Source organism: Hamadaea flava, assembly GCF_024172085.1.
GTDB classification, from domain to species: Bacteria; Actinomycetota; Actinomycetes; order Mycobacteriales; family Micromonosporaceae; genus Hamadaea; species Hamadaea flava.
This window is the reverse complement of the sequence record NZ_JAMZDZ010000001.1, coordinates 1,813,854-1,840,664: the sequence shown is the minus strand read 5'-3', so window position 1 is coordinate 1,840,664 and position 26,811 is coordinate 1,813,854. Positions and strand designations below refer to the sequence as shown.

Here is a 26,811-nt window from a genome sequence, read left to right as displayed (position 1 = left end):
CCGGTGGGCACAGGGGTGCCACGTTGCGCAATAGCCAGAAGTAAGTGATTTATGCGATATTGTCACATTTTGGCGGCAACCCCCGCAGTCGCCTTCTGTCGACGACCAAGGAGGTCTTGTTGCACAAACCCATGCGACTGCTCGTCACGGCGCTCATCGCGGCGACCGCCTGCTCCGCTCTGGCGGCGCCGGGCACGGCGGCACCGACAGCGGGGGCGCCCCAGAGCAGCGATCCGAGGTTCGGCGAAGCCGTCTTCGCCTCCACTCACGACAGCTTCTCCGGCGACATCGGCGGCGATCGCGGCGACCTGCGGTCACAGCTGAACGCCCACGTCCGCCAGCTCGAGTTCGACGTCCATCTGGCCCACGGCCGGTTCGAGGTGGGTGACGAGTCCCCGGGCGACAAGGTGTACCACGGCGGCGGCAACCCGCGGACCAATCAGCTGACCGATTGGCTGCTCGTCGTGAAGCAGTGGTCGGACCAGAACCGGACCGCCGCGCCGATCACGCTGGTGCTCGCGACCCACAGCAATCTGAACAACGAGCAGGGCAGCAGCGCCGTCCTCGTCAACAACCTCATTTCGGTCTTCGGCCGCAGCCGGCTCGCACTACCGGGGATCGACCGCCGGGTCTACGACTACCGCGGCAAAATCATCCCCGTGCTCTCCGGCCAGGTGGAATCGCGGCTGGCGTACCTGCGGGACCGTGGGGTGAATCCCGCCGTGGCGATCAATGACAGCGGCCAGGTCGTAGAGGTCCACGACTCGGGGCACGGCACGCTCTGGTACTGGACCGGGCAGGTCCAAAGCGACTGGACCGTCACCTGGCTGACCCACGGCCGCTACGACACCGGCAGCAACCCGGTCGTGGCGCTGACCGACTCCGGCATCCTCGTCGAGGTCCACCAATCGCCGAGCGCGGCCGCGCTCTGGTACCGACTGGGCCACGTGGAGCCCGGTGGCCAGCTCACCTGGCAGGTTCCGAGCACCTCGCTCATGAAGGGGAGCCACCCGTCGCTGAAGTGGACCGGAGCCCGGATCCTCAGCGAGATCCATCAGGATCCGTCCGACCCGAACACTCGCATCGAGCGCGTTGCGCAGGTCAGCCTCGGAAAGATTTTGTGGGGTGGGTCGCAGACGACGAGCTGGCCCCGGCATCGTAACGATCAGGCCGAGAACCGCCAAGGCCAGGTCATCACGGTCGAATCCGGCTACTTCCCCGACGGGATGGCGGGCGTCCTGCAGTACTCCATGAACCCGATCACCAGCGATTCGTGGCATCGCATCATCTATCCGCAGATCATGGGGACCGAGGTCGGCTACGACGATCAGAAGGACCGCGAGACCTACCTGACGCTGCTGTGGAACGCGCCGTTCGCCGCGATCACGGCCAACCGGGGAGTGCCGCAGACGACCTGGATGAACGACGTCAAGAACGAGCGATTGGTCCGGGTGGCGCGGTTCGCGGAAGACAGCACGGGCCTGCCGATCCCGACCTATCCGTCGACGGACTACCCGTACGACCCGTGGTACCGGCTGTATCTGTCGAACCGGCCGACATACGTGTACTGAGCCGAGTCATCTACTGGGCCGCATCGCCGTCCAGCGGGGGGAACAGGCTTCCCGCTGGACGGCGACCAGGGCCGGTTCAGTCCAGCGGTGCGCCATCCCGCGCCAGGCATCGGCTTCGTTCGGCAAACCCTTCGTTCGGCGAACCCCGCTGCGGTCAGGACGGCGGGGATTCCTCGCTGGGGAAGAGGATGGGACTGAGCAGGTAACGCGTCCGGCCTGCGGCGGGCTTGTTGCCCAGGCGAGGCACGATGGCTGCGCGCAGCTCCCGGATCATCGCGTGCAGTTCCTTCTCGTCCAGCCAGATGGCGTGCTGCTGGTACCCGACTGGGTCGGCGGCCGGATCGGTCTTCGGCCGGTCGAGGTAGGCGTTGAACTCGGCGACGAGGGCGGCGACGGCGGCCGCGAAGCAGCGCCGGTGGTCGTCAGAGGTGAACGTGCTCGCCTCGGCCGGGTCGATGCCGGCCCGCTCTCGGCGTAGCCGGTAGTGGCGTTCGACCGCACCGCGTACGCGGCGCTCTTCGGCCACCTCCAGGACTCCGCCCTCGGTCAGCAGATCGACATGACGGTAGACCATCGCCTTCGACACATCCGGGAGCAGGGCTGCCAGCTGGGTCGTGGTGAGCAGCCGGTCGCCACGCAGGGCGTGCACGATCCGCAGGCGTACCGGGTGGCCGAGCAGTTCCAGGGTCTCCATCCAGCAATGATCTCATAATGTGCTACCGTTCGCATGTTGTGAGAATGGTGGCGTCGGGCCAGGGAGAGTTGGGATGAGGCTGGAGTCGGAGAGCATCGCCGCGCACGTTGCCGCGCTGGCTGTCGAGGGTGGCTTCGCCGACATCGAGGCACTGTTCGCAGCCCCGCTCCGGGCAGTCGTGTCGGCGGAGGCCCTACGGACGGCCTGGATGGCCGAAGCGGCCAAGGCGGGACCACACCTGACTGTCGGGGAACCGGTGAGCGAGTCGGTGGACGGGCGCATTCGGGTGAGCGTGCCGGTGACCGGTGCACAGGGCGGGTTCACGCTCGTGCTGTCGGTCGACGACGCCGGCCAGGTGCAGGGCCTGCGGCTGGCGCCACCACTAGGGCAGAGCTGGCAGGCGCCCGGTTATGCCAAGCCCGGCAGGTTCACCGAGCGCGAGGTGGCCCTCGGTGAGGTCATGGGCAGCCTGACGCTGCCGAAGTCCCCGACCGGGCCGGCGGTCATCCTGCTCGCCGGGGCCGGGCCGTTCGACCGAGACGGCACCGCTGGGCCCAACAAGCCGCTCAAGGATCTCGCCTGGGGGCTCGCCAGCCGGGGTGTCGCCGTCGTTCGCTTCGACAAGCCGGTCTTCGGCCCCGATCCGTACACGATGATGGACGAGTACGCGCCGCCCACCCGGGCCGCGCTCGACCTCTTGCGGCGGACGTCTGGTGTGGATGCCGGCCGGATCTATGTGCTGGGCCACAGCGGCGGCGGCAAGGTAGCGCCCCGGATCGCGGCCGAAGAGCCCGCGATCGCCGGCCTCGTCATGCTCGCCGCAGACGCCGCCCCGCTGCCAACCGCCGCCGTACGCGTCGCTCGTCACCTCGTCAGCCTCAATCCCGGCGCGGCGGGGACGGCCGACCTGCTCGCCCGCCAGGCGGCCGCCGTGGAGGACCCGGATCTGTCGGTCGCTACCCCTGCAACCGAGCTGCTGTTCGGGTGGCCGGCGGCGTACTGGCTCGACGCGCGGGCGTACGACCAAGTCGCGACCGCGGCCGCAGTCGACCGCCCCATCCTGGTCCTGCAGGGCGGCCGGGATTACCAAGTCACCGTCGCCGACGATCTGACCCGCTGGCGCGCGGGGCTCGCGGGCCGGGCGGACGTGACGATCCACGTGCTCGACGCCGACGACCACCTGTTCTTCTCCGGCAGCCGACCGTCCACACCAGAGGACTATGCACGGCCCCAGAACATAGACCCCGAGGTCGTCGAGACCATCGTGCGCTGGCTCGCGCCGGCCCCCTCCGGTCTGGTCGCCCGGCTGCGCCGCCGACTCGCCAAGCCGGGCGCCGCGGAGAAGTAACGCCCGACGTCGCTGCCGACGCGCCGCCTGGCTCAGATGGTCCGCCGAATTACGTACTCTTACGTACGCAGGCAACCGCTGGTCGCTCCTACGTTCGGTTCATGGTTCATGGTGCCGATACAGTTTCGATGGGCGTCGATTCAGAGCGGCCGACGCGGGCGTACACGCTGGAAGAGGCAGTCGCCGTTTTCGTCGAGACGCGGCCGCGTCTCTTCGGCATCGCCTACCGAATGCTGGGCAGTGTGACCGAGGCCGAGGATGTGCTTCAGGAAGCTTGGGTGCGCTGGCAGCGCACCGACCGCTCGGCCATCGCCAACCCGTCGGCCTTCCTGGCGCTGACGACCACGCGCCTGTCCATCAACGTCATCCAGTCGGCCCGTTCGCGGCGGGAGACCTACTCCGGGCAATGGCTGCCGGAGCCCGTGGACACCAGTGCCGACCCGGCGCTGGGGGCGGAACGGGCCGAGGCACTCGAGTTCGCGTGCCTGCTGCTGATGGAGAGACTCGCTCCCGCGGAGCGGGCGGCCTATGTCCTTCGCGAAGCCTTCGTGTACCCGTATGAGCAGATCGCGGAGGTTCTTGAGATCACCGCCGTGTACGCCCGCCAGCTGGTGAGCCGGGCCCGCAAGCATCTGCGGACGGCAGTAGCGGGTGGCGCGGAAAGAAGCCGAGGCAGGCGACCGGTTGCGGGCCGGAGGGTCGGCCTCAGCGAGTTGCTGATGTCGTGCCGAAGTCTCCGGAACGCCGTCGAGACGGAGGTGTAGCCAGGGCAGCCGGATCCTGTCACGGACGATCGGTGACCTGCATCTCTTGCCCTGGACTTGGGCCTGATGCATGATCGTCGGCAGCAGGCAGGGGGACCGGATGGCGGGCGGAGCACGAGGACTGCGGGAGTCGCGGACACAACCGGTATCGGCCCGAGGCATCTGGTGATCGTCGGCCGGGCGATACAGACCGAGGCGCTGACGACTCTGCTGGACGAGGCCGTTCATGACCGCGGCGGCGCGCTCGTCCTTCGAGGTGAGGCCGGTATCGGCAAGTCTGCGCTGCTCGGCGAGACTCGTGCGCGAGCCGTGGAACGCGGCATGCGTGTGCTGACCACCACCGGCGTGCAGGCTGAGGTCCACTTGCCGTACGCCGGGGTGCAGCAACTGCTCCATCGGGTGCGTCCGGGCCTGGGCGCTGCGGCGGGTGAGTCGCCGTTCCAGGTCGGCGTCGAGGTGCTCGGCCTGCTCGGCACGATCGACGAACCCGTCCTGCTCGCGGTCGAGGACGCGCAGTGGCTGGACCGGGCGAGCTGGGACGTGCTGGCCTTCGTCGCCCGGCGGCTGGCGGCGGATCCGGTCGCGCTCGTGATGACGGTCCGTGACAGCGCTGATGTCGAGCGGCTGCTCGCCGCCGCCGCGTTGCCGCAATTGCCGCTGGAACCGCTGGAACCATCCGACGCCCGCGCCCTGCTCGACCAAATCGCGCCCGAGCTTTCACCGGCGCTAGGCGATCGCGTGCTCGCCGAGGCGGCGGGCAACCCACTTGGACTGGTCGAGCTCGGCGGACTGGCCGCGCGAACCGGCCATACCGCACTGTCGCCATCCTCGCTTCCGCTGAGCACCCGAGTCGAGCAGACGTTCGTGGGGCTGGCCGACCAACTGCCGGCCGAGACGCGTGCGCTACTGCTGGTCGCAGCGCTCGATGACGGCGACGACCTCGATGAGGTGCTTGCCGCGACGGCCCGGTTCTTGGACCGGCCCGCCACGGTCGACGACGTCGAGCCGGCCGTTGCCGGTCGGCTGATCAGCGTGGACGAGCAGTACCAGGTGCGGTTTCGGCACCCGCTGATGCGTTCGGCACTGCGGCAGTCGGCGGCGGTCACTCAGCGGCGGCGGGTGCACGCCTGCCTCGCGGAGATTGTGACCGGCCACGATCGGCGGCTATGGCATCGGGCGGCAGCGGCTGCCGGCCCCGACGAGACGCTCGCCGTTGACCTTGCCGCCGCGGCCATCCGAGCCGCCGACCGGCAGGCCGGTGCGATCGCGCTGGCCGCTATGGAGCGCGCCGCCCAGCTCAGCGAAGATCCGCAGGAGCGGGGCAGCCGGCTGCTTTGGGCGGCTGGGATCGCCGGCGAGCAAGGCGACATGGATTCCGTACGCCGCCTGCTCGCCCTGCTGGAAGGTGCGGACCTGCGCCCGTCGGACTGGTTGCGGCTGACGTGGTACCCGGAGGTGTACCTGGCCACGGGCTGGACTGGCAGCAGCCGGTTGGGCATCTACGCCGAGCACATCGACAGCATGCGAGGTGCTGACGACCTGGGGCTCGCGCTCGAGACGATGAACAGCATCAGCCTGAGATTCTTCTGGTCGAACCCCGACGACGACACCAGGATGCGCTACGTGCGTGTGGTGGAGCAGGTCGGCGCTCAGGTGGTCGACTGGCGAGTGATCTACGCGCTGGCGATGGCCGGGCCGGTCGAACGCGGGGCCTACTGCCTTGACCGTCTGACCGCCTTGCAGGATCGGCTGGATCTCGAGCCCTGGGAGAGCTGCGACCTGGGCATCGCCGCCTCGGCGCTCGGCGCGTTCGCGCTCTCCAACGCGTTTCTGACGACGAGTGCGGCCGCTCTGCGGAGGAAGGGCCGGATCGTCTCGCTGACGAACGCCCTGACGAGCCTGGCCTACAACGCCGCCACCGCCGGCGACGTGCGGGCAGCCATGCCGACGGCGACCGAGGGCATAGCGCTCGCCAGCGAGGTCGACCGGCCCGCGTACGCGTTGCAGGCCGAGCTTCAGCTTGGCATGGCGGAGGCTTTGCGCGGCAACGGAAAGACCGCTACTGAGATCGCCGAGCGAGGCGAGACGGTGTTGCACTCGGCCGGCATGCACCCGATGCTGGCGTTGACGCAGCGTATCCGCGGGGTGGTCGCGTTCGTCGAGGGTCGGCCGGAGGAGGCGGTACAGGAGCTGCTTCGCGTGTTCGATCCAGCGGACGTGGCCTACCACCCGTATGTCCGGCTCACCCTCGTCGGTCACCTGGCCGAGGCCGCGGCCCACAGCGGCGCGCTCGACGAGGTACGCGCCGTCGTGGCCGAACTGACGCCGCTCGCCACGACGAGCCGCTCGCCCGCACTCGCTGTCGGTCTCCGCTACGCCGAAGCGGTGCTGGCCGACTCGGCGGAGGCGTACGACTCGGCGCTGGCGGCAGATCTGCACGACTGGCCGTTCGAGCGGGCCCGCCTGCAACTTGCGTACGGTGCTTGGCTGCGCCGCAAGCGCCGAGCCGCGGAGTCGAGGCCGCTGCTGCGTGCCGCGGCCACTACGTTCGACGCGCTCGGAGCGACACCGTGGGCCGAACGCGCGCGATCAGAGCTGCGGGCCACGGGGGAGTCGCGCCGCAAGCCGATCGACGCGATCGACTCGTTGACCCCGCAGGAACAGCAGATCGCCCGCCTCGCCGGCGACGGGTTGAGTAACCGGGAGATCGCGGAGCGGCTGTTCCTGTCGCCGCGTACGGTGACCACTCATCTTTACCGACTGTTCCCGAAGGTCGGCGTCAAGTCGCGAGGTGAACTCGCCGCGCTGATGGTCGAAGGTCTCCGCTGACGGTGCCGCCATCCGGCGGAGGTCCCCGGTGCGACACCGGGGACCTCCGCTGCGTTCTGCTTACGCCGCGACCGCGTAGACGGCGTCGAGGATCGACTCGGTCACCGCATCGGGGGCGGAGACGCTGATCGCGTGCGAGGCGCCGGGCACCTCGCGGACGCCCTTGGCCCCGGCGCGATCGGCCAGGAAACGGTGCAGGGCGACCGGGATGTTGAGATCGGCGTCGCTGAAGACGAACCAGGACGGGATCGACTTCCACGCGGGCAGCTGCGACCGCAGCCCAGTGGTGAGGGCATCCTGCGTGACCGGGCGCTGCGTCGCGGACATCATCGCGGCCACCTCGGCCGACACGTCGGCGGCGAACTGGTGGTGGAACGCCTCCGGCCGGATGGCGAACTCGTTGCCGCCGGTCGAGACCGGATACGCGGCCAGCGCCGCGCCGAGGGTGCTGCCCGGGAACTTGGTGGACAGCTCGAAGGCGGTCTCGCCGTGCTCCGGTGCGAACGCGCAGACGTAGACGAGCGCGGCGACCTTGTCGTTGCCCGCAGCGGCTTCGGTGATGACCATGCCGCCGTAGGAGTGGCCGACGAGCACGACCGGCCCGTCGATGCTCGCGACGACGTCACGCACGTACGCGGCGTCGCCCGGCAGGCTGCGCAACGGGTTCGCGACCGCGACGACGTCGAGGTCGCGGTCGGCGAGCCCTTCGACGACCCCGGCCCAGCTGGCGGACTCGGCGAACGCGCCGTGGACGAGGACGATGGTCGGCTTCTGCTCGGACATGGTTGTTCTCCTCTACGGTGGATTACTCAGATGAGTCGGATGACGGCGGGCGCTAGTCGCGGCCGAGGGCCTTGCGCAGGACGTGGATCGCCTGCTCGATCGCGGCCGTCGAGGCGGCGGTCTCGCGTACGGGATTGAGCATCATGAAGTCGTGCAGAGTGCCGTTGTAGCGGGCACTCGTCGTGCGTACGCCGGCCGCGGTGAGCTTGCGGGCGTAGGCTTCGCCTTCGTCGCGAAGGACGTCGTTCTCGTCCACCAGGACGAATGCCTCGGGCAGCCCGGCGAGATCGTCGACGGTTGCCCGCAACGGCGACACCGTGATGTCATCGCGCTTGTCGTGCTCGGGCAGGTACGCGTCCCAGAACCACGCCATCGCCTTGGCGGTCAGGTGCGGTCCGTCCGCGAATTCGCGGTAGCTGCCGGTGTCTTGGCCGGCGTCGGTGACGGGGTAGTACAACGACTGGTGGACAAAGGTGACGTCGCCGCGCTGTTTGGCCAGGATCGCCTGCACCGCGGCCATGTTGCCGCCGACGGAGTCCCCGGCTACGGCCAGCCGAGCGCTGTCGAGCCCCTCGTCGACACCGTGCTGGGTGATCCATTGCGCGGTGGCGTACGCCTGCTCGATCGCGACCGGGTAACGAGCCTCCGGCGAACGGTCGTACTCGACGAACACGACCGCGGCGTGCACCCCGGTGGCCAGCTCGCGGACCAGGCGGTCGTGCGTACCGGCGTCGCCGAGGATCCAGCCGCCGCCGTGTACGTAGAGGATCGCCGGCAGGACCGACTCCGCGGCGACGGGCTTGACGATGCGCACGCGCACATCGCCCACCGCCGCAGGGACGATGATCCACTTGTCGTCGACTTCTGGCATGGCGATCGGGGCCGCCTGGACGTCGTCGAGGATCTTGCGGGCCCCATCCACCCCGAGCTCGTACAGGAACGGCGGCTGGGCGACCGCGTCGGCGAACGCCTGAGCCGCCGGTTCGAGGATGTGCTGATTCATGTGGCTGCCTTTCTGCTCCGGTGTCAGCTCAGACCGAGCAGCCGGTGGGACCGTGACAGCCGGGTGGGTGTGACGCCGTTCATGCCGCGGGTTCGCGGCTGAGCTGTCACGGATCGGCGGGCTGCCCGGTCTCTTGCTGCAAATGAGTCCGGGCGGCCCGCGTGGCCGCCGACCGAGGGCGGGGTGGCGGGTGGATCAGCGGCGTTACAGCTCACGGCACGGCAAGAAGCTCCGGCTGCTGGGGCGTGCGGCCGAGCGGCAGGTCCTTGATCAGCTGATCAAGGCGGCGTGTGCGGGGGAGAGCCGGGTGTTGCTCGTGCACGGTTCGGCCGGCGTCGGGAAGTCGGCTCTGCTCGACTACCTCGAAGGCTCCGCGACAGATATGCGCATGCTGCGAGCGGCCGGCGTCGAATCGGAGATGGAACTGGCGTACGCCACCTTGCATCAGTTGTGCGCACCGCTGCTGGACCGGACGAAGAACCTGCCGGCTCCACAGGTCGCGGTGCTCGAAACGGTGTTCGGCATGCGCGAGGGGAGTCCTCCCGAACGTTTCCTGGTGGGGCTCGCGGTGCTGAGCCTGCTATCGGAGGCGTCCGAGGGACAGCCGCTGCTCTGCGTCATCGACGACGCGCAGTGGATGGATCGGGCATCGGCGCAGGTTCTCGGTTTCGTGGCCCGGCGGCTGCTGGCCGAGTCGGTCGCGCTGGTCTTCGGCGCCCGGGAACGGGGCCAGGAGCTGACGGGCCTGCCCGAGCTGGAGGTCACCGGGTTGCGGGACGGTGACGCGCACGCCCTGCTCGACTCGGTGACCCACGCGCGGCTCGACCGGCATGTCCGGGCCCGGATCATCGCGGAGGCCGACGGCAATCCGCTTGCCCTGTTGGAACTGCACCGCGGCCTGACCATCACCCAGTTGGGCGGCGGCTTCGGCCTGCCGCGCGCGGACACGCTGCCGGGCAAGATCGAGGAGAGCTTCCTGCATCGCATCGAGGAGATGCCGCTTGCGACCCGGTTGCTGCTGCTGATCGCCGCCGCCGAGCCGGTCGGGGATCCCGCCCTGGTGTGGCGGGCCGCCGATCGACTCGGGGTGACACCGGCGGAAGCGCTCACCGGCGGCATGGACGGTCTGCTTTCGTTCGGCGTCCGGGTCACCTTCCGCCATCCGCTCGTGCGGTCGGCCGTCTACCGTTCCGCGCCGGAAACGGACCGGCGATCGGTTCATCTGGCGTTGGCCGAGGTGACCGACCAGCAGGCCGACCCGGATCGCCGGGCCTGGCATCTGGCGTCGGCCGCCGCCGCTCCGGACGAGCAGGTCGCCGCCGAGCTCGAACGATCGGCCCGGCGGGCCCAGTCCCGGGGCGGGCTGGCCGCAGCGGCGGCGTTCCTTCAGCGTTCGGTGGCGCTGACCGTGGACCGGGCCCGCCGGGCCGAACGCGCGGTCGCCGCGGCCGACGCCAGCCTCCGGGCGGGTGACCTCGCCGCCGCGCGGCGGTTCGTCGACATCGCGGCGCTCGACGCCCAGACCGAGTTCCTGCGCGTACGCGCACACCTGGTCCGCAGTCACATCACGATGGCGGCCGGGTTCAACAACGAAGCACCGCCGATGTTGCTGTCGGCGGCGCAGCGACTCGAACCGCACGACATGGATCTGGCGCGGGAGACCTACCTGTTGGCCTGGGGTGCGTCCTCGTTGATCGCCGCCGACGGCGACAGCCTGGTCGCCGTCTCGCAGGCGATGCGGTCGGTCCCGCCGCCGCCCGGCGTCCCGCGTCCGATCGACCTGGTGCTGTCCGGGTACGCGCTGCTCGTGACGAAGGGCCGGGCAGCTGCCCTCCCCACGCTGCGGGAGGCGATGGTGGCCCTGGCGAACCCGGCCGCATACACCACGGAGGATCTGCTGAAATGGGGCTGGGTCGCCGCCGGGGTGAGCTGCGTCGTCTGGGACGACCGCGCGATGTGCCAGACCTACGCGCGGGCCGCAGAGGAGGTACGCGCGGCCGGAGCGTTGACCGAGCTGCCGATCTACCTGGCATCGCTGGGGATTTCGAGCTTGCTGACCGGTGACTTCGCCGGCGCCGCCGCGATCGTCGCCGAGTCCGACGCCATCGCGACCGTCGCCCGGATTCCGATCGCCCAGCACACCCGGCTACTCCTCACGGCGTTGCAGGGCAGACAGACCGAGGCCGCGGAGCTGATCGCAGCCACGATCGACTGGGCGGGGCAAGACGGCCAGCTGATGGGCGTCACCGTCGCGAACTGGGCGGCCGCTGTGCTGTACAACGGGCTCGGGCGCTACGAGCAGGCAGCCGCGGCCGCCGAGACCAGTACGCAGATCGCCGAACTGTGGGTGTCGGTGTGGGTGCTTCCGGAGATCATCGAAGCGGCGACACGAGTCGGGGACGGCCAGGCGGCCCGCCGCGCCTTGGACCGCCTGGCCGAAGCAGCCGAACCATGCGACACCGATTGGGCACAGGGAACGCTGGCCCGATGCCGGGCACTGCTCACCGCAGGTACCCAAGCCGATCTGCTGTATCGGGAGGCGATCGAGCGGCTGGGCCGGACGTTGCTGCGTCCCGAACTCGCCCGCGCTCATCTGCTGTACGGCGAGTGGCTGAGGCGGGAGCGTCAGCGGGCCGAAGCGCGAACCCACCTGCGCACGGCGTACGACATGTTCGTCGAAATCGGCATGGAGGCGTTCGCAGAGCGAGCGCGGCGCGAACTGCTGGCCACGGGCGAAACGGTCCGCAAGCGCGCGGTCAACGCCGCCGCCACCGACGAGCTGACGCCTCAGGAGGAGCAGATCGCCGTGCTGGTCCGAAACGGACTGTCTAATCCGGAAGTCGGCGCTCGGCTGTATCTGAGCCCGCGGACGGTCGAGTGGCACCTGCGCAAGATCTTCACCAAACTCGCCATCACCTCGCGCTCGCAGTTGCGTGACGTCCTGCCGCTCGGCGAGCACGAGACCGCCAGGCCCCTGGAGGTCCCGCACCAGTGAGTTTCCCTGGCGCGGGCGGGTGCCTGGCCACGTGAGTCTCGTCGAGTTGGCGACGGCGCCTCAGCGTCGTCCGTGACTCGAGGAGACCACCATGTCCGATCAGCCGCTTCAGTCCGCCGTCGCGCTCGTCACCGGAGCCACCGGCGTCACCGGAGCCACCGGCGGCGTCGGCGCCGCCACGGCCCACCGCCTGGCCCAAGAAGGCGCAGCGATCGCCCTAGCCGGTGACCGGCGCGAGCACCTTGAGCCGACGGTGCGGGACGTCATCGGCGGGGGAGGCCAGGCGGCCGCGCTGGAAGCCGACCTCACCACGGCGGACGGCGCATCCGACGCCGTCCAGGAGACACTGCGCCGGTTCGGCCGGCTCGACATCCTGATCATCACGGCCGGCCATCAGCTGATCAACACCGCGTTGCACGCCACGGTCGAGGAGTGGGACCGCATGGTCGCCCTCAACCTGACCACGGCGCTGCACATCACCCACGCCGCGGTGCCGTACCTGATCGACGCGGCCGCCACCGCACCCCGGCAGGTGGCCGACCTCGTGATCGTCGGCTCCACGGCGGGCCGAGTCGCCCGCCCCGCGTCGAGCGCGTACAGCCTCACCCAGTTCGGGCTCGGCGGATTCACCGAATCCCTGCGGCAGGAACTGCGGCCGGAAGGCGTACGGGTCGGTCAGGTGCGGCCCGGCGACGTGTCCGCCGGAGCGGCGCAGGACAGCGGGGCGCTGCGGCCGGTCGACGTCGCGGATGCGATCAGCTACCTCGTGACCAGGCAACGACAGGTGTCCGTCAACGAGATGGTGCTCCGCTCCAGCGGTCAAACCTGGTGACGGCACACACCCTGGCCCCGCCCTGGCCCGGCGTCCCCAGTGAGTTTCCCTGGATCGAACGGGCCACTGGCGATGTGACGGTGAGGAAACGCAAACGCCTGCCACCAAAGGAGAACCATGGACTGGGTTGCCACACCGTGGACGTTCTGGCGCAGTGACGCCACGTCGCCGAGCCCGCTCGAGGACACCCATCTCGACCTCACGCTGATCCACATCGCGTACGACGTCATCGCCGCCGAGTCCCGCTGTCAGCGGTGCAGCGCCGGCTTGGGGCGCCGGCTACGCATAATGCGATCGTCGGACGACTTCGACCCCTACTGGGCGGCCGTGGTCGCCGTGCGATGCCGTGGCTGGCGTCGTCATCCGCACATCGCCGTGGTGGAGGAAGACACCGACGGCGTCAGCATCGGGCCGTTCCACGGTCGTGGCCGGCACGACGCTGCGAGGAGCCGATGAGCACCTCGACGAACACCCTCGACCACGCCGTCTCCGCCTTCGTCTCGGTCCGGCCCCGCCTTTTCGGCATCGCGTACCGGATGCTCGGCAGCGTCGCCGAAGCCGAGGACATCGTGCAGGACGCCTGGGTGCGCTGGCACAGCACCGACCACGAGGGCGTCGGCAACCCGGCGGCCTTCCTCGCAGTGACCACGACCCGGCTGTCGATCAACGTCGCCCAGTCCGCCCGGTCGCGTCGCGAGACCTACGTCGGCACCTGGCTGCCCGAACCCGTCGACACAGAGGCCGACCCGGCGCTCGGAGCCGAACGCGCGGAGGCCCTGGAGATCGCCTGCCTGCTGCTCCTGGAACGACTGAGCGCGGTCGAGCGGGCCGCCTACGTTCTGCGGGAGGCCTTCGGCTACCCGTACGACCAGATCGCAGACATCCTGCAGGTCACCGAGGTGTACGCGCGCAAGCTCGTGAGCCGGGCCGGCCGGCGGCTGAGCGGCGGCCGTCCGAACCCCATCGACAAGCTCGAACATCGGCGGTTCCTGGCCCGATTCCGGGCCGCCGCGCAGACCGGCGACGTCACCGCACTGGAAGACCACCTCGCTGCCGCCGCCACCCGTACGCCTAGGAGAACGCAATGACCGACACCTTCCAGCCCGCTGCCCGTGAACACCGATCGCTGCGCCGGCAGCTGGCCCGCCACCGACGGATCAGCCACGTCCTGCAGGACGCGATCCAGCCGACACCCGATCTGATCACCGACCTCGGCGGGCTGCGGATCGCCGTGCGCTGCCGGGCCGGCGATCCGCAAGTCCACATAGGCGGCGACTGGTACCTCGTCACGCAGCTGCCCGACGGCGATGTAGTGCTCGCCGTCGGCGACGTCGAGGGGCACGGCCTGCCCGCCGTCGAATCCATGATCGGCCTGCGCTACGCCATGGCGGCGTACGCGTCCGCCGGTGAACCGCCGGCGGTGGTGCTGACGAAACTGAACAACCTGCTGTGCCAGGCAGCCGGCTCGGTCACCGCGACCGCCGTCATCGCAAAGTACCGGCCGAGCGGTGGCCGGTTGGTCTGGGCACGCGCGGGACATCCACCGGTCCTGCTGTCCGATCATCGGCGTGGGGTGCGGCTACCCAACCCGCGCGGGCCGTTGCTCGGCATGTTCGCGCAACCGCCGTACGAGCAGGAGGTACGTGTCTTGCGGCCAGGGCAGTCACTCGTCCTCTACACCGACGGCATGATTGGGCGAGGCAGCTTCGATGACGGCATCAGCCAGCTCGCCGATCGGATCGCGGGCATCCATCATCCGGCAGCCCTGCTCGACCAGCTCGACTTCAGCGCCGCGGCGGGCGACGACGCCTGCGTGCTCGTCGCTCAGCGGACAGAGTGATCAGTGGGGCCGGGCCCTCGGCCCGGCCCCACTGATGGGAGGCGGCGGAATCAGCGGGTCTGGTCGGTGGGCCGGATGAGGATCTCGTTGACGGCCACGTGCTCCGGCTGGGCGAGCGCGTAGAGGATCGCACCGGCGATGTCCTCGGGCCGCAAGGTCCGCATCGACCGAGCCATGTCCTGCGCTAGGGATCGAATGGCCTGATCGGTGATGTGATCGGCCAGTTCCGTCGCGACGAATCCCGGTTCGACGACGATGACCCGGACGCCCTGGGCGGTGACCTCCTGCCGCAGCGCTTCCGAGAATGCGGTGATCCCGAACTTGGTCGCCGCGTAGACGGCGCTGGCGGCCGAGGCCGTGCGCCCGGAGGTCGAGGAGATCTGGACGACGGCGCCCTTGGTCTCCAACAGGTGCGGAAGCGCGGCGTGGACAGCGAACATGGAGCCCAGGAGGTTGGTCTCGACCATCCGGATCCACTCGGTCGTGTCGGCGCCCAGGATCGGGCCGCTGAGCATGACTCCCGCGTTGTTCACGAGCACGTCGAGTCGGCCGAACCGGGCGACGGTGGCCTCGATGGCCGCCTCGACCGCCGGCTGGTCGGTGACGTCCAGGTCCAGGGCGAGCATTTCGCCGGACGCGTCGTCCACGAGGGACCGGAGCCGGTCGGCGCGCCGCGCCCCGACAGCGACCCGGGCGCCCGCTTTCGACAGGGCGAGCGCCGTGGCCTCGCCGATGCCGGACGACGCCCCGGTGACGAGGACGACCTTCTCGGTCAGACTGGTGGTCACTTCTCCTCCACGATGTTCTCGATGTAATGGATTGCCGGATCGACACGCCTCATCGCGTCGCCCGCGCGGCTTCGAAGACCTCCCGGACGGCGTCGGCGAACTCCTCGGGCGCTTCCTGCGGGAGGTTGTGGCCCGCGTCGCGTACCCGATGATGTGCGCGCGGGCCAACGAAATGCGCGGCGCTGGGGGTGCCGTCGGTCGCCGGGAAGTTCCCGTCGGCGGTGCCGTCGAGGGTGACCGCCGGCACGGTGATCGCCGGAGCGAGCGCGAGAGCGGCTTCGGCCGCGGCGTACGCGGGCGCGCCCGCGGCGTGTCCCAGACGGTGACGGTAGGAGTGGATGACGACGTCGACGTAATCCGAGTTGTCGAACGCCTTGGCCGCCCGGTCGAGGTCGGCCGAAGTGAAGTCCCAGTTCGGCGAGTTGTGCCGCCAGATCACCTCGGCGACCGCACGGCGATTCGCGGTGAGCCCGGCGCGGCCGCGCTCGGTCAGGAAGTAGAAGAAATACCAAAATCCCGCCTCCAACTCGGGCGGAAGCGGGCGCGTCGCGACGCTGATGTCCTGGATGAGGTAGCTGTTGACCGAGACCAGGCCGGTGACCCTTTCCGGGTGCAACGCCGCCGCCACGCAGGCCGCCCGACCACCCCAGTCGAATCCGGCCAGGATCGCGCGCGGAATCGCCAGCGCGTCCAGCAGTGCGATCACATCGGCGCCCAGGGCGGCCTGCTGACCGGACCTGACGGTGTCCGGCCGCCGGAACCGCGTCAGGCCGTGCCCACGCAGATAAGGCACCACGACTCGATAACCGGACGCGGCCAGCGAATCGGATACCTCGATGTAGCTGTGAATGTCGTACGGGAACCCGTGCAGCAGAAGCACGGGCTGACCGTCGGCCGGGCCGGCTTCATGACAGGCCACCTCAAGCTCATCGGTGACGACGGACCGGGTCGGCAGGTCCCTCATGCGGCTTCTCCTCATCTGTTCACGCGGGGCGGGTCCGATCCCATGCCGCCGCTGCCAGCCAGCTATGACCGCCCAGCCCGGACAGCTGTGACAACGGACCATGCCCGGCCCGCGCCACGAAATCTGTCGGTCTGGACCTGTCACAGGTAGGGCGACTTCCCGGTCATAGCTGGTTGATCGGGGAGACCGAGTCCCCGGAGGTTCGCTGCGAACAGAAAGGCCCTGTCATGAAGATCGTGGTTATCGGCGGTACCGGACTGATCGGCTCGAAAGTCGTGACGAAACTAGGGCAGCTCGGCCACGAAGCCGTCGCGGCGTCCCCGAACACCGGCGTGAACACGCTGACCGGAGAAGGGCTCGCCGACGCGGTGGCCAACGCCTCGGTCGTCGTCGACGTGTCGAACTCGCCCTCGTTCGAGGACGCGGCGGTCCTGGAGTTCTTCCAGAAGTCCACCGGCAACATCCTCGCCGCTGAAGCGGCCGCCGGGGTGGGCCACCACGTCGCGTTGTCGGTCGTGGGCACCGAACGGCTGCCGGACAGCGGCTACTTCCGGGCCAAGATTGCGCAGGAACAGCTCATCGCCCAGTCGGCGATCCCGTTCTCCCTCGTGCACGCCACGCAGTTCTTCGAGTTCGCCCACGGCATCGCCGACTCCGCGACCGACGGCGACAAGGTACGCCTGGCACCGGTGCTCTTCCAGCCGATCGCGGGTGAGGAGGTCGCCGACGCGGTCGCCCGCGTCGCGACAGGCGTACCGCTGAACGGGCGTACCGAGGTCGCCGGCCCGGAGCAGCTCCGGATGGACGACTTCTTCCAGAAGGCGCTGAGGAGTTGGGGGGACACGCGTCAGGTCGTCACCGATCCGCACGCACGCTATTTCGGTGCCGAGCTGTCGGAGCGCTCCCTGGTGCCCGACGACGGCGCGGCGCTCGGCCACCTCACCTACTCCGACTGGCTCGCGGGTGGTGGGAAGCGATGAGCGACTCGTTGCACGACCTGGAGATCCAGGTGGCGGCGGAATTGGCCCTGCAAGCGGCGAGCCACCCCGAGGACGCCCTGGCCCGGCCGGTCACCGAATGGCAGTTCGACCCGGCCGACGCCCAGCGCGAACAGGTCGGCCTGCGTAGTCTGCTGGGCGCGATCGAAGCACTGGAACGCGACGCGCCACGCGCCGATGCCGCCGAATCCGGGCTCGACACGTGAAAGAGACACCGGTGCGATCATCCGCACGCATCACCACGCTCGACGATCTGCGCGTACATCTGCAATGGGCCATCGAGCTGGAACACGCCACCTTGCCGCCCTACCTGTGCGCCCTGTACTCGCTGGACGCGACCCGGAACCTGGCCGCGGCCGAGGTCATCAGCAGCGTCTTCGCCGAGGAGATGCTGCACCTGGCGTTGGCCGCCAACCTGCTCAACGCGGTCGGCGGCCGACCCCGGCTCGACACCCCGGAGCTGCTGCCGCCACATCCCCGGCGACTGCCGCACGGCGACCCGTCGCTGGAACTGGCCCTGCTGCCGTTCGGCCCGCAAGCGCTGGACATGTTCCTGCGCATCGAACAGCCGGCGGCGGCGGGCGCGCCCGCCGAAGGCGACCGCTACGAGACGATCGGCCAGTTCTACGCCGCGATCGAACAAGGCCTGCGCGACCTGTGTGACCGGCTTGGGGAGCACGCGGTGTTCACCGGCGACCCAGCCCGGCAGGTGACCGGCGGGTTCCGGCACACCGCCGGTCGGCTGCACGCGATCCAGGACCTGGACGGCGCGTTGGCCGCCGTAGCGGAGATCGTCGAACAGGGCGAGGGGACCTCGCGAGGTGAAGTCTGGGACGGCGACCAGGACATCTTCCACCCGGATCGCGACGAGGTCGCGCACTACTACCGCTTTCAGGAACTCAAGGCGGGCCGCCGCTACCAGCGAGGCGACACCGCGACCTCGGGCCCCACCGGCGAGGCGATCACCGTCGACTTCACCGCGGTTCGTCCGATGCGGCCCAACCCGCGGCTGACCGACCACCCGCTGGGCAGCCCGGTACGGGTCGCGCAGGACAAGTTCAACCACACCTACGGCACCGTCCTTCACCTGCTGGACGAGACCTTCAACGGCAGCCCGGCGTTGCTCACCGTCGCCATCGCAAGCATGTTCCAGCTCAAGGCCCAAGCCCAGGATCTTATGGGTACGCCCGGCGGCAGCGGCGCCTCGACCGGGCCGACGTTCGACTACATGCCGCCCGAACAGCGGGCCTGGCACGCCGGGGGAGGGCGACGCATCGTCGCACTCCCCAACGGTCCCTACCTCGTCTACGGAGGGATCCCCCTGCGACGCAAGACGAAGATCGTATCGGCCCAAGGCAAGGCGGTGACCTGGAAAACCGGCGACCCCCTGCCGACCGAGGACACCTACGCCCTGTGCCGCTGCGGTCAATCAAGCAACAAGCCGTTCTGCGACGGCACGCACGTCCGGATCGGCTTCGACGGCTCCGACGCCGCCCCGCTGAAACCGTACCGAGAGCTGCAACATGTGCACGACGGCGTAGGCGTCTCGGCGCAACGCGTCGGCGAGCTGTGCATCCACGCCGCGTTCTGCTTCGGGCGTACGCGGCCGATCGCCAAGATGCTCGACGACTCCCAGGACAGCGACGTGCGCTCCGACATCATGAGCCGGATCGACCACTGCCCGTCCGGGTCCTACTCGTACGCGTTGGAACGTGGCGGCGAGACGATCGAGGCCGACCTCCCGCCAGCGGTGTCGGTCCTCGAGGAGGAGGACGGCCTGGCAAGTGCGCTATGGGTCACCGGCGCGGTCGCGGTGCTGCGTACGGACGGCACACCGATCGAGACGCGGAACCGCGTGACGCTGTGCCGATGCGGACATTCGGCGAACAAGCCGCTCTGCGACGGGACCCACCGGGCGATCGGCTTCCGGGAGGAGGCGCCCGAACAGTGATCAGCGCAACGACCCGCGACCTGGATGAGGTCATGTGATCCCGTGCGGACGTGAGGACGTCGACCGTGCTCGATCCTGAAGTCGAGCGCACGACGTCTCTGGCGGAGGTGCTCGACGAACGTCGGCACCTGATGGCCTTGGCGGCGCGAATCGGTTCGCCGGAGACGGCAGACCACATCGTCGCCGAGGCCTACCGCCGTTGGTACCTGCTCGTTCCCGCGGAACGCGCCGCTGTCGCACTGCCCGAAGCCTGGCTCAGCGCGACCGTCGAAACCATCGGCCGGGGCGTGACGCCCGGCCCGGCGACCGACACCCAGCCGGCATCGGCGCGTCTGGCCCCCGTCGCGTTCGTGATGCCCCGCCACGAGGACCCCTTTGACATGGTCACCCGCCACTTCGCGGCGGCGTGCGAAGGCGGCGACTCGGCGGCACTTCGGCGCGCGCTGATTGCCGAAGCGGTCCTCATCGCCGACGGCGGCGGCAAGCTGCGAGTTCCCACCGACCCCGTCCACGGATCGGAGCGAATAGCCCGGTTCCTCACGGGCTTCCTGGGCGGCCGACCCCGCGTCTTCGTGGCGGCCGAAGCTGTGAACGGGCGCGCGGGCCTGGTTCTGCGCCTGGCAGGCCAGGTGGTGGGCGTCGCCAGCCTGACCGTCGCCGCCGGACGAGTGCATGTCGTGTGGCTCGTGGTAAATCCCGACAAGCTCCGCGGTTGGCAGTGATTCCGAAGCATCGATACCGGCTCTTTCGCCGCGACTTCAATCGGGTCATGCGCGCAGTTGAACAGGTGCGGCCCATATATGCCATGTGAACATCCCGATTCCAGATTGCACATGCCGGATCGAGCAAGCGTTGCCCGATCCCGCAATAGGAGGCGTATGCGAATATCTCTGGGTCGGTGAGACGGCTGGGCGTCGCCGCGTCGGTCATGGTGGCCACGGGTGCGGCCGTCGTCGCGCTTTCCGCGACGCCAGCTGCGGCGGCGTACCCCGACCGCGCCAAGGCGACGTCGGGCCGTACCGCATCGGCGACCTGTGCCTCGAATGGTTCCACCGATGGTCTCCTGACGTCGCCGCGGTACACGTACGAATACGGCGCGTGGAAGAACCCGGGCGGTCTTTCAACGGCCACCTGTGATTCAGGTTGGTGGATTGTCTGGACCGGGGTAATCATCACCAGCTGACCGAACCGTTCTCGTCCGCCGGCACCCCATTGAGTGAGGTGCCGGCGGCCTCTTTTTGATCGCACGGTGCCGTTCGGGTGCGGGGCTCATCGGTCCGGCTCGCCGTCGTGACTCGAACGCTGCGTGGTGGACGACCTCGCCTCAGGACTTGATTGACTAGGCACTTCTGCCGACTGCCTCGCCTGAGTCGACTGATTATCGTCCATCTCGCAATCAGTTCCACTCCCACACCATTGCGAGGCCTTCGGCGTCGAGCCCGGCCTCCGTTCGTGGAAGGAATACGTTCTGTGAACGATCTGAAGAGCCGTATCCTCGATGATCTCGACGCCGAGTTCTCCTCGGCGCCGGTGACCATTCCCGCGGTGGCGCCCCGGACGCAACGGCGATCGAAGTTCTTCGCCTACGCGGCCGTGCTCATGGCCGTGTCTGGTTCGATCGTCTTCGCCGGAGCCTCGCCCGCCGCGGCGGTCACCTGCAACCAGCCGGACTTCAAGAACTACGACCACATGAAGTGGTGCGGAATCGCGCGGCAGGACTTCGATTACCTCTACACCACCAACTACTACTCCGCGCGCACGACCTGCTACACCTTCGACCACTACGCGTGGATGTGCGGCTACTACGAGCGCTACTACGCCGGCCGGAAGAGCTCCTGCCGCACCTACTGACCTTCCCCGGTACGCGGTTGCAAGGGTGGTCGGGCGTTCCGCTCCGGCCACCCGGCACCTGCCACCCCACAGTCCACATTGCAGGTGCCCATGGACGACATCGCAGGTCTACTCGAGATCTATCAGCCAATCCCGGACGGTGCTCCAGCCGGCAGCGACGAACTCTGGCCCGTCACGATAGTGGTGCTGACCCTCAACGAGGAACGCGCCATCGCTCGCTGTTTGGACAGCGCGCTGGCCACCTCTGTCGACCGAGTGCTCGTTGTCGACACCGGCTCGACCGACGCCACCGTTCAGATCGTGGCCGGCTATACCGATCAGCGCGTCGAGATGCTGCAGATCGCTTGGGCGGACTCGTTCGCGCAGGCGCGCAATGCCGCGCTGGACGCCGTCGGCGAGGGCTGGGCAATGTTTCTCGACGCCGACGAGTGGATCGACAGCGACTGCACGGACGTGCTACGCGATCGGCTACGCGCCTTCGAGTCAGTCGCCGGAATAACCTGGTGCGCTCTCACACCGGTGATCCGGGAGGACGGACGAGACGCGGAGTATCGCGAAATCGCCAGGATCGTGCCCGCCGATCATCTTCGCTTCCGCGGCGAAGTGCACGAGTACCCCTACATTCCCGCGGACGCGGATGCGGTGCCCGGCCTGATCGGTATCGATCTGGTTCTGTGGCACGACGGCTACTCCTCCGAAGTGGTGGTGGCCAAGGACAAGATCCAGCGCAATGTGGCCCTGCTCGAATCAGCACGGCGGCGAGAGCCGGACAATCCGCGCTGGCTGTTCTTTCAGCTGCGAGACGCGCTGCCGATGCTTCACTTCACCGATGTGATGACGCTCGTCGAAGCCTTCGACAGCGCCAAACAGCAATACCCGGGCGACCGGCAAGCGCCGGAGTTCTATCGATCCCTCGCCCTGTCCCGGGCTTGTGGTCGCCTCGCGCAGCTGGGTGAATGGACGACGGCGCTCGGGCTCTGTTTCGACCTCGACCGGCTGACGGCAGGCGAGCACCCCGACGCAGCCTACTTTCGCGGGTTACACGAGCTGAACAAGGTCCAACAGCCGGCACCGGACACCCTCGGCAGACTGGTACGCCTGCGGAAAGATCCCGCGGCAGTGACCCTCAGCGGTCTCGACAAACAGGGCCGCCCGCTGGACGCGCTCATCGCCGCGTACCTGTTCCGGCTCAAGGGCCGCGACGCTGCCAACGCCTACTTGAGCTTGTGTGAGCCCTGGACAGATGAGTTCTTCGACATGTCGACCCTTCGGTAGGTGTCCGGGCTTGGTAAGCGCTGGTGTCTCAGCGGTCTGACTGCGGTGTCTGCGCAAAGGCGGCCAGCTGTCGCGCGAGGTCGTCGAAAAGCCGTCCGGCGAGGCGGAACAGCTGATCGCCTGCCGCCTGCTCCGGTCTGCGGGGCGGCTCCGTGGCCCGTTCCGTGACCGGATCCGTAGCCGCTACGGATGTCGGACCGCAGCCCGGCCGAGATCCTTGACTCCATCGGGTCAGCACGGCCCACGACTCAAGGAGTGATCGGACATGACCTCTCAGATCAGCGCGGATGTGGTTACCGCCGGCACCGGGCAGCGGCGTACGCGGATCACCGGAAACGGCGTGCTCTGGGTGGTGCAGGCGCTGTGGGGTGTCTTCTTCGCCGGTAGCGGGTTCGGCAAGGTGCTGCTCTACGACGACACCCTGTACGCGGCAGCGCCGCAGGCCGTGGCCTGGTACGCCGCCGTGTCGCAGCCGTTGATCGTGTTCATCGGGGTCGCCGAGGTGCTGGGCGGTCTCGGCTTGATCCTCCCGGCGATGACTCGGGTGCGGCCGAGCCTGACGCCGCTCGCCGCGGCGGGTCTGACGCTGACGATGATCCTCGCCGGTGCCTTCCACGTCGTACGCGGTGAGTTCGAACTCCTGCCGTACAACATCGTGCTGGGCGCGGTGGCCGCCGTCATCGCGGTCGGCCGCTGGACCAAGCGGCCCATCCCGCCGGCGCCCCTGACCCGAGGCCGGCTGGTGTTGTCGGTGGTGGTGGTCGCCTTGGTGGTCCTGCTGGTGTTCGGCCCGACCTGGTACTCGATGACCCGATTCTGATCGGGTGCCAACGCGAAGGCGACGCCCGGCGAGAGCCGGGCGTCGTCGTGCGTGTGTCGTCTGATCAGGCCGCCGGGCGTCAGGATGGCCCGATCTGGCGGAGCAGGCAACGGGCGGCTGTGATGACCTGGTCTCGGTCGTGCGTCACGGCGTAGTCGAGGTGCTCGGGTTCGCCGTCGCGCCGCTCGGCGAGGACGGCTATGGCTACTCCGGAGGCGAGCAGCACCGCCGCCCAGCAGCCGTCGAGCGCTTGCTCGTGGATTGCGCCGCCGCGTACGTCGGGTGCCGGTGGGCTGGTCAACCCTGGGCCGATGGCGGCCGTCAGGACGTCCCGGTGCGCCAGGGCAGTGAGGAACCCATCGTCGACAGCAGCGAGCGCGGCCGGATCAGGCACGAGCAGCAGCAGCATCGCCGGCCCGCTGGATGGCACGTTCGTGCTGATGAGGTGGCGCATCAATGCCACCAGGAGGCGCCGGTCGGCGCGGCGCATCGGTTGACCGGTGACCGCCTGCAATGGCGTATCCACATCATCGGGTCTCGAGACGGCCAGCTCCCCGAATGCGTCGGCTTGGTCGCCGAGGACTCCGTGGGCCGGCTGTGGCCGTCCGAGGTAGTGCCCCTGCAGCAGCCGCGCCCCGATTGCTTGAGCTGCGCGTGCGTGTTCCGGGGTCTCCACGCCTTCGGCCAGCAGCACGGAGCCGGCGCGTTCGGCTTGCTCGAACGCGAAGTCGAGACAGGACATTGCGGTCGGAGAGGTATGCGATTGGGTGATCGTCAGGTCGAGCTTGATCACGTCGGGTGTGAGTGCCGACAGCAGCGGCAGCTGCCGAATGCTGGAGCCCACATCGTCGACAGCTAATCCGGTTACCTTGCCACGCTGCCGGTCCACTCCCACCAGCAGGGCGCGCGGGTCACGTTCCAGCGACCGCTCGGTCACCTCCAGCACGATCGGATAGTGCGCGAACGCTTCGTCGATGTCCGCGGCCAAATCCGGTGGGCATGGCGAATCCAGGGCCAAGGGCTCGATGTTGACGAACAGCATCGCCTGGCGCGGCAGGCCACCTGCGAGGGCGGCGCGGCATGCGGATGCCCGCGCTGCCCAGTCCAACTCCACCACATTGCCGACGCGATATGCCTCGGCGAACAGAGCGGCCGGCGCGGCGTACCGCGATCCGGCCGGTCCTCGAACCAGTGCCTCGAATCCGACGACCTGTCCGTTATCGCCATCGACGATCGGTTGGAACCAGGTGTCCAACCGCCGCTGGCGCACGATCATCTCGTACTCGGGATCAGGAAGGCTTCCGTAGCCCCGCACCATCACGGATTACCCACCGACCAGGTGCCGCAACCGCCCATCTGGCCGGGTAGGCAGCCGAGGTCCGCTGCTCGCTCGCAGCCGCATCCGTGAGCGTCAGCTGGGCACCGCCCAATCGAGGATCATGCGGCTGAAGTTAGCCACCCGGCCTCGGCGACCATGTGCTCACAGGTAGGGCTGGACGAGAATGCCCCGGGCGATCTTGTCCTCCAAGCCCTGCCGGAATCGGTTGAGGTCGACGAGCTTGGCGATGTTCCCGCGCTCGGCGTCCAACGCCTCCCGGAACATCACCCACAGTTTGGCGCGCAGGGCAGGATACCCGCGGGGATCGAGTAGCCAGACGAGCCGGTCGAGGTCGGCGTCACCCATTGTGGCGTGGCGCAGCAGGTCTTTGCGCATCTGCTTGATCAGCTTGGAGCGCTGCCGTCCGTCGAGCACGCCGCTCGGCAGCGACTTGACCTCTGCGATGAGATCGAGGACCAGCCGCTCGACGACCTGATCGTCCTGTTGGACGGTCTCGATCAGGTACGTGATGATGTCGATCACGCGGTTGGTGTCGTCGACCTCGAACCGTAGCAAGGCTGCCGGGTTGTCGGTGATGAGCTTCTTCGCGGCGAGCAGTGCCCCGGCCGCGCCCGTGTAGATGTGGCCGCCCATGACGAAGTCGAAGATGACTTTGGTGATGCCGCTGTCGTTGCGCAGGACGCGCGGAGCGATCGCGCCCAGCAGGTCGAACAGCTCGTCCGGGGTGCCCTCCATCGTCTCGGGGGCGAATTCGAGGACGTCGGTCCAGTTGATCTCGCCGAACATGGGGCCGGGATACTTCGGGCTGGCGTTGGTGTGCGGCCGGTGCTCGCTGAGGAACAACAAGCCCTCCAACCGCTGCTCGGTCATCTGGTCGACCGCGGTGATCAATCGCCGGACGAGTTCGTGGACGGCTTCGCCCTCGGCGTTCGCCTCGACGTACTCCCGGATGTCGCGCAGGATGGTGTCCGACCCGTCAAGCGTCAGTACGCGCAGGAATACGTCGTCGAGCGCGGTGTCGTAGTGCAGAAGTGTGGGCTTGAACCACTGCAGCAGTTCCATGCCCTCCTGTGCCACTCGGTCGATGAGCAGTTCCGCTTCCTTCGTCGCGGGCAGGAACGGCTTGAGTCGTTCGAAGATGTCGGCCACCCGCGTCGCCTGTCGTGCTCCCTTCACCGCGAGCTCTATCGGTTCCTCGCCGATGGCGAACAACAGGATGTCGAAGATGATCGGACCCAGGATCCGGCCCAGCTGGAACAGGAGATCGACGCCGACCGCGGCGGAATGCAGCGTCACGAACGGCTGTGCGGCGGCGGTGGCGAGCATCCCGCCCGCTTCGTGCGCCAGTTTCTCCTGCCCGGCCTGCCACATCGAGTAGACGACGAAGCAGATGAGGGCGACGAGGATCGGCCCCGACGACAGCAACAGGACCAGTGCCACCACGCCGAGCAGGTCGCCGACGAGACGTTCCACCAGCCCGGCGACCATGCCGGCCTGGATGACCGGGTTCGCCACGACGAGGTGTTGCTGGACGCTGGCGGTGAGGTTGTCGAAGATCTCGGTGTAGAACGACAGCTCGCACAGCCCGCTGCCGGACAAGCCCTCCTCCATACCGGCGGCGAACTCGGTCATGTCCCGGTACGCCGCCTGCAGCACGTCGGGATACTCCGACAGCGGCGGCAGCGACGCTGCGAAGGTGGCCATGACCGGCTTGGCGAGATCGTAGACGGCCGGGGCGAGCAGGCCGAGCGGACCGAAGCCCAGTTGCAGCGCTCCGCTCTCGGCCCAGTCCCGGCCTCGCATCAGATCGTCGCTCGCCCGCGTCCACAAGATGGTCGACTTGTCCCAAACGAGCTGGAAGAGGTCGGCGAGCGCGCCCGGATCAGGCGACAGCCGGGTGGTGATCGCCTCGACCAACGGCCCGATGTCGGGCTCGCCGTCCAGATAGGTCAGCAACGTCCGGTCGATCAGCTCGCCGAGGTCGTCCACCGTCGCCCGGGCGGCGGGATCCGTCGTGCCCGGCGGCAGACTGTCGGCTGGGCGGATGGCGACCGCTGCGACCACGGCGTCGCCGGTGACCTGGTCGGCGGCGGGATCGGCACCGGTCGGCCCCGCGGTGGGCAGCCCACCGAGCAGCCCGGCCGGTGTGCGTACCATCTGATCGAA

24 protein-coding genes are annotated in these 26,811 nt (G+C 68.8%); 17 read left to right on the top strand and 7 right to left on the bottom strand.

Annotated elements, in window-relative coordinates:
* Window positions 1–119 precede the first annotated feature (119 nt).
* Window positions 120–1,571 carry a PI-PLC domain-containing protein gene (locus tag HDA40_RS08755; RefSeq protein WP_253753787.1) on the top strand — a complete coding sequence of 484 codons (1,452 nt, stop codon included), beginning with the start codon at window positions 120–122 and terminating at the stop codon, window positions 1,569–1,571.
* 154 nt (window positions 1,572–1,725) lie between these two features.
* On the opposite strand, the gene HDA40_RS08750 is transcribed toward HDA40_RS08755, so the two are convergent.
* The gene (locus HDA40_RS08750; protein ID WP_253753785.1) at window positions 1,726–2,265 is read right to left on the bottom strand and encodes a helix-turn-helix domain-containing protein; all 540 of its coding nucleotides are present in this window, start codon (window positions 2,263–2,265) and stop codon (window positions 1,726–1,728) included.
* A gap of 73 nt (window positions 2,266–2,338) precedes the next feature.
* Between HDA40_RS08750 and HDA40_RS08745 the strand changes: the two genes are divergently transcribed.
* The 3 genes from HDA40_RS08745 to HDA40_RS08735 all read left to right on the top strand — a co-directional run bounded on the left by HDA40_RS08745 (window position 2,339) and on the right by HDA40_RS08735 (window position 7,206).
* Complete coding sequence (locus HDA40_RS08745) at window positions 2,339–3,613, top strand: alpha/beta hydrolase family protein (RefSeq protein WP_253753783.1); 1,275 nt, start codon at window positions 2,339–2,341, stop codon at window positions 3,611–3,613.
* 101 nt (window positions 3,614–3,714) lie between these two features.
* Window positions 3,715–4,377: a sigma-70 family RNA polymerase sigma factor gene (locus HDA40_RS08740; protein ID WP_253753781.1), complete on the top strand. Its 663-nt coding sequence runs from the start codon at window positions 3,715–3,717 to the stop codon at window positions 4,375–4,377.
* A gap of 165 nt (window positions 4,378–4,542) precedes the next feature.
* A complete protein-coding gene (locus HDA40_RS08735) occupies window positions 4,543–7,206 on the top strand; it encodes a helix-turn-helix transcriptional regulator (RefSeq protein WP_253753779.1) in 2,664 nt (887 codons plus the stop codon).
* Between the two features lie 60 nt (window positions 7,207–7,266).
* On the opposite strand, the gene HDA40_RS08730 is transcribed toward HDA40_RS08735, so the two are convergent.
* Together HDA40_RS08730 and HDA40_RS08725 are read right to left on the bottom strand one after the other, a co-directional pair.
* Window positions 7,267–7,989: an alpha/beta fold hydrolase gene (locus tag HDA40_RS08730; protein WP_253753777.1), complete on the bottom strand. Its 723-nt coding sequence runs from the start codon at window positions 7,987–7,989 to the stop codon at window positions 7,267–7,269.
* Between the two features lie 52 nt (window positions 7,990–8,041).
* Window positions 8,042–8,992 carry an alpha/beta hydrolase gene (locus HDA40_RS08725; protein WP_253753774.1) on the bottom strand — a complete coding sequence of 317 codons (951 nt, stop codon included), beginning with the start codon at window positions 8,990–8,992 and terminating at the stop codon, window positions 8,042–8,044.
* A 190-nt stretch (window positions 8,993–9,182) separates the two neighbouring features.
* Between HDA40_RS08725 and HDA40_RS08720 the strand changes: the two genes are divergently transcribed.
* The 5 genes from HDA40_RS08720 to HDA40_RS08700 all read left to right on the top strand — a co-directional run bounded on the left by HDA40_RS08720 (window position 9,183) and on the right by HDA40_RS08700 (window position 14,659).
* Window positions 9,183–11,987 carry an ATP-binding protein gene (locus HDA40_RS08720; protein WP_253753772.1) on the top strand — a complete coding sequence of 935 codons (2,805 nt, stop codon included), beginning with the start codon at window positions 9,183–9,185 and terminating at the stop codon, window positions 11,985–11,987.
* 91 nt (window positions 11,988–12,078) lie between these two features.
* On the top strand, window positions 12,079–12,819 hold the full coding sequence (locus tag HDA40_RS08715) for an SDR family oxidoreductase (protein WP_253753770.1): 741 nt from the start codon (window positions 12,079–12,081) through the stop codon (window positions 12,817–12,819).
* 117 nt (window positions 12,820–12,936) lie between these two features.
* Complete coding sequence (locus HDA40_RS08710) at window positions 12,937–13,275, top strand: hypothetical protein (protein WP_253753768.1); 339 nt, start codon at window positions 12,937–12,939, stop codon at window positions 13,273–13,275.
* Complete coding sequence (locus HDA40_RS08705; RefSeq protein ID WP_253753766.1) at window positions 13,272–13,907, top strand: sigma-70 family RNA polymerase sigma factor; 636 nt, start codon at window positions 13,272–13,274, stop codon at window positions 13,905–13,907. The genes HDA40_RS08710 and HDA40_RS08705 overlap by 4 nt, the downstream gene beginning before the upstream one ends.
* Complete coding sequence (locus HDA40_RS08700; protein ID WP_253753764.1) at window positions 13,904–14,659, top strand: PP2C family protein-serine/threonine phosphatase; 756 nt, start codon at window positions 13,904–13,906, stop codon at window positions 14,657–14,659. Before HDA40_RS08705 ends, HDA40_RS08700 begins: the two co-directional genes overlap by 4 nt.
* A 50-nt stretch (window positions 14,660–14,709) precedes the next feature.
* Here the strand turns inward: HDA40_RS08700 and HDA40_RS08695 are convergent, their stop codons facing one another.
* Both HDA40_RS08695 and HDA40_RS08690 read right to left on the bottom strand, forming a co-directional pair.
* Entirely contained in the window at window positions 14,710–15,447 is a 738-nt protein-coding gene (locus HDA40_RS08695; RefSeq protein WP_253753763.1) for an SDR family NAD(P)-dependent oxidoreductase, read from the bottom strand.
* A gap of 49 nt (window positions 15,448–15,496) precedes the next feature.
* Window positions 15,497–16,411: an alpha/beta fold hydrolase gene (locus HDA40_RS08690; protein WP_253753762.1), complete on the bottom strand. Its 915-nt coding sequence runs from the start codon at window positions 16,409–16,411 to the stop codon at window positions 15,497–15,499.
* 227 nt (window positions 16,412–16,638) lie between these two features.
* Here HDA40_RS08690 and HDA40_RS08685 point away from each other — a divergent pair, with 227 nt between their 5' ends.
* The 8 genes from HDA40_RS08685 (at window position 16,639) to HDA40_RS08650 (ending at window position 23,306) form a co-directional block, all read left to right on the top strand.
* Window positions 16,639–17,391: an SDR family oxidoreductase gene (locus tag HDA40_RS08685; protein ID WP_253753761.1), complete on the top strand. Its 753-nt coding sequence runs from the start codon at window positions 16,639–16,641 to the stop codon at window positions 17,389–17,391.
* The gene (locus tag HDA40_RS08680) at window positions 17,388–17,615 is read left to right on the top strand and encodes a hypothetical protein (RefSeq protein WP_253753760.1); all 228 of its coding nucleotides are present in this window, start codon (window positions 17,388–17,390) and stop codon (window positions 17,613–17,615) included. The genes HDA40_RS08685 and HDA40_RS08680 overlap by 4 nt, the downstream gene beginning before the upstream one ends.
* 11 nt (window positions 17,616–17,626) lie before the next feature.
* Window positions 17,627–19,360 carry a ferritin-like domain-containing protein gene (locus HDA40_RS08675; RefSeq protein ID WP_253753759.1) on the top strand — a complete coding sequence of 578 codons (1,734 nt, stop codon included), beginning with the start codon at window positions 17,627–17,629 and terminating at the stop codon, window positions 19,358–19,360.
* Window positions 19,361–19,410: 50 nt separating this feature from the next.
* The gene (locus HDA40_RS08670) at window positions 19,411–20,082 is read left to right on the top strand and encodes a sigma-70 family RNA polymerase sigma factor family protein (RefSeq protein ID WP_253753758.1); all 672 of its coding nucleotides are present in this window, start codon (window positions 19,411–19,413) and stop codon (window positions 20,080–20,082) included.
* Between the two features lie 176 nt (window positions 20,083–20,258).
* Window positions 20,259–20,543 (top strand): hypothetical protein, encoded by a 285-nt coding sequence (locus tag HDA40_RS08665; protein ID WP_253753757.1) that lies wholly within the window; start codon window positions 20,259–20,261, stop codon window positions 20,541–20,543.
* 287 nt (window positions 20,544–20,830) lie between these two features.
* Window positions 20,831–21,211 (top strand): hypothetical protein, encoded by a 381-nt coding sequence (locus tag HDA40_RS08660; protein ID WP_253753755.1) that lies wholly within the window; start codon window positions 20,831–20,833, stop codon window positions 21,209–21,211.
* Window positions 21,212–21,301: 90 nt separating this feature from the next.
* Window positions 21,302–22,486, top strand: a complete 1,185-nt coding sequence (locus HDA40_RS08655; protein WP_253753753.1) for a glycosyltransferase — start codon at window positions 21,302–21,304, stop codon at window positions 22,484–22,486.
* Window positions 22,487–22,751: 265 nt separating this feature from the next.
* Window positions 22,752–23,306, top strand: a complete 555-nt coding sequence (locus HDA40_RS08650; RefSeq protein ID WP_253753751.1) for a DoxX family protein — start codon at window positions 22,752–22,754, stop codon at window positions 23,304–23,306.
* Between the two features lie 79 nt (window positions 23,307–23,385).
* Here HDA40_RS08650 and HDA40_RS08645 read toward each other — a convergent pair whose 3' ends face one another.
* The gene (locus HDA40_RS08645; RefSeq protein WP_253753749.1) at window positions 23,386–24,624 is read right to left on the bottom strand and encodes an EAL domain-containing protein; all 1,239 of its coding nucleotides are present in this window, start codon (window positions 24,622–24,624) and stop codon (window positions 23,386–23,388) included.
* A gap of 162 nt (window positions 24,625–24,786) precedes the next feature.
* Window positions 24,787–26,802, bottom strand: a complete 2,016-nt coding sequence (locus HDA40_RS08640; protein WP_253753747.1) for a hypothetical protein — start codon at window positions 26,800–26,802, stop codon at window positions 24,787–24,789.
* Window positions 26,803–26,811 lie beyond the last annotated feature (9 nt).

Bases quoted from the DNA above. Each gene is read 5' to 3' on its own strand.
- HDA40_RS08750 (WP_253753785.1), bottom strand. From the start codon at position 2,265: ATGGAGACCCTGGAACTGCTCGGCCACCCGGTACGCCTGCGGATCGTG.
- HDA40_RS08745 (WP_253753783.1), top strand. From the start codon at position 2,339: ATGAGGCTGGAGTCGGAGAGCATCGCCGCGCACGTTGCCGCGCTGGCT.
- HDA40_RS08740 (WP_253753781.1), top strand. From the start codon at position 3,715: ATGGTTCATGGTGCCGATACAGTTTCGATGGGCGTCGATTCAGAGCGG.
- HDA40_RS08730 (WP_253753777.1), bottom strand. From the start codon at position 7,989: ATGTCCGAGCAGAAGCCGACCATCGTCCTCGTCCACGGCGCGTTCGCC.
- HDA40_RS08725 (WP_253753774.1), bottom strand. From the start codon at position 8,992: ATGAATCAGCACATCCTCGAACCGGCGGCTCAGGCGTTCGCCGACGCG.
- HDA40_RS08715 (WP_253753770.1), top strand. From the start codon at position 12,079: ATGTCCGATCAGCCGCTTCAGTCCGCCGTCGCGCTCGTCACCGGAGCC.
- HDA40_RS08710 (WP_253753768.1), top strand. From the start codon at position 12,937: ATGGACTGGGTTGCCACACCGTGGACGTTCTGGCGCAGTGACGCCACG.
- HDA40_RS08705 (WP_253753766.1), top strand. From the start codon at position 13,272: ATGAGCACCTCGACGAACACCCTCGACCACGCCGTCTCCGCCTTCGTC.
- HDA40_RS08700 (WP_253753764.1), top strand. From the start codon at position 13,904: ATGACCGACACCTTCCAGCCCGCTGCCCGTGAACACCGATCGCTGCGC.
- HDA40_RS08690 (WP_253753762.1), bottom strand. From the start codon at position 16,411: ATGAGGGACCTGCCGACCCGGTCCGTCGTCACCGATGAGCTTGAGGTG.
- HDA40_RS08685 (WP_253753761.1), top strand. From the start codon at position 16,639: ATGAAGATCGTGGTTATCGGCGGTACCGGACTGATCGGCTCGAAAGTC.
- HDA40_RS08680 (WP_253753760.1), top strand. From the start codon at position 17,388: ATGAGCGACTCGTTGCACGACCTGGAGATCCAGGTGGCGGCGGAATTG.
- HDA40_RS08655 (WP_253753753.1), top strand. From the start codon at position 21,302: ATGGACGACATCGCAGGTCTACTCGAGATCTATCAGCCAATCCCGGAC.
- HDA40_RS08650 (WP_253753751.1), top strand. From the start codon at position 22,752: ATGACCTCTCAGATCAGCGCGGATGTGGTTACCGCCGGCACCGGGCAG.
- HDA40_RS08645 (WP_253753749.1), bottom strand. From the start codon at position 24,624: ATGGTGCGGGGCTACGGAAGCCTTCCTGATCCCGAGTACGAGATGATC.
- HDA40_RS08640 (WP_253753747.1), bottom strand. From the start codon at position 26,802: ATGGTACGCACACCGGCCGGGCTGCTCGGTGGGCTGCCCACCGCGGGG.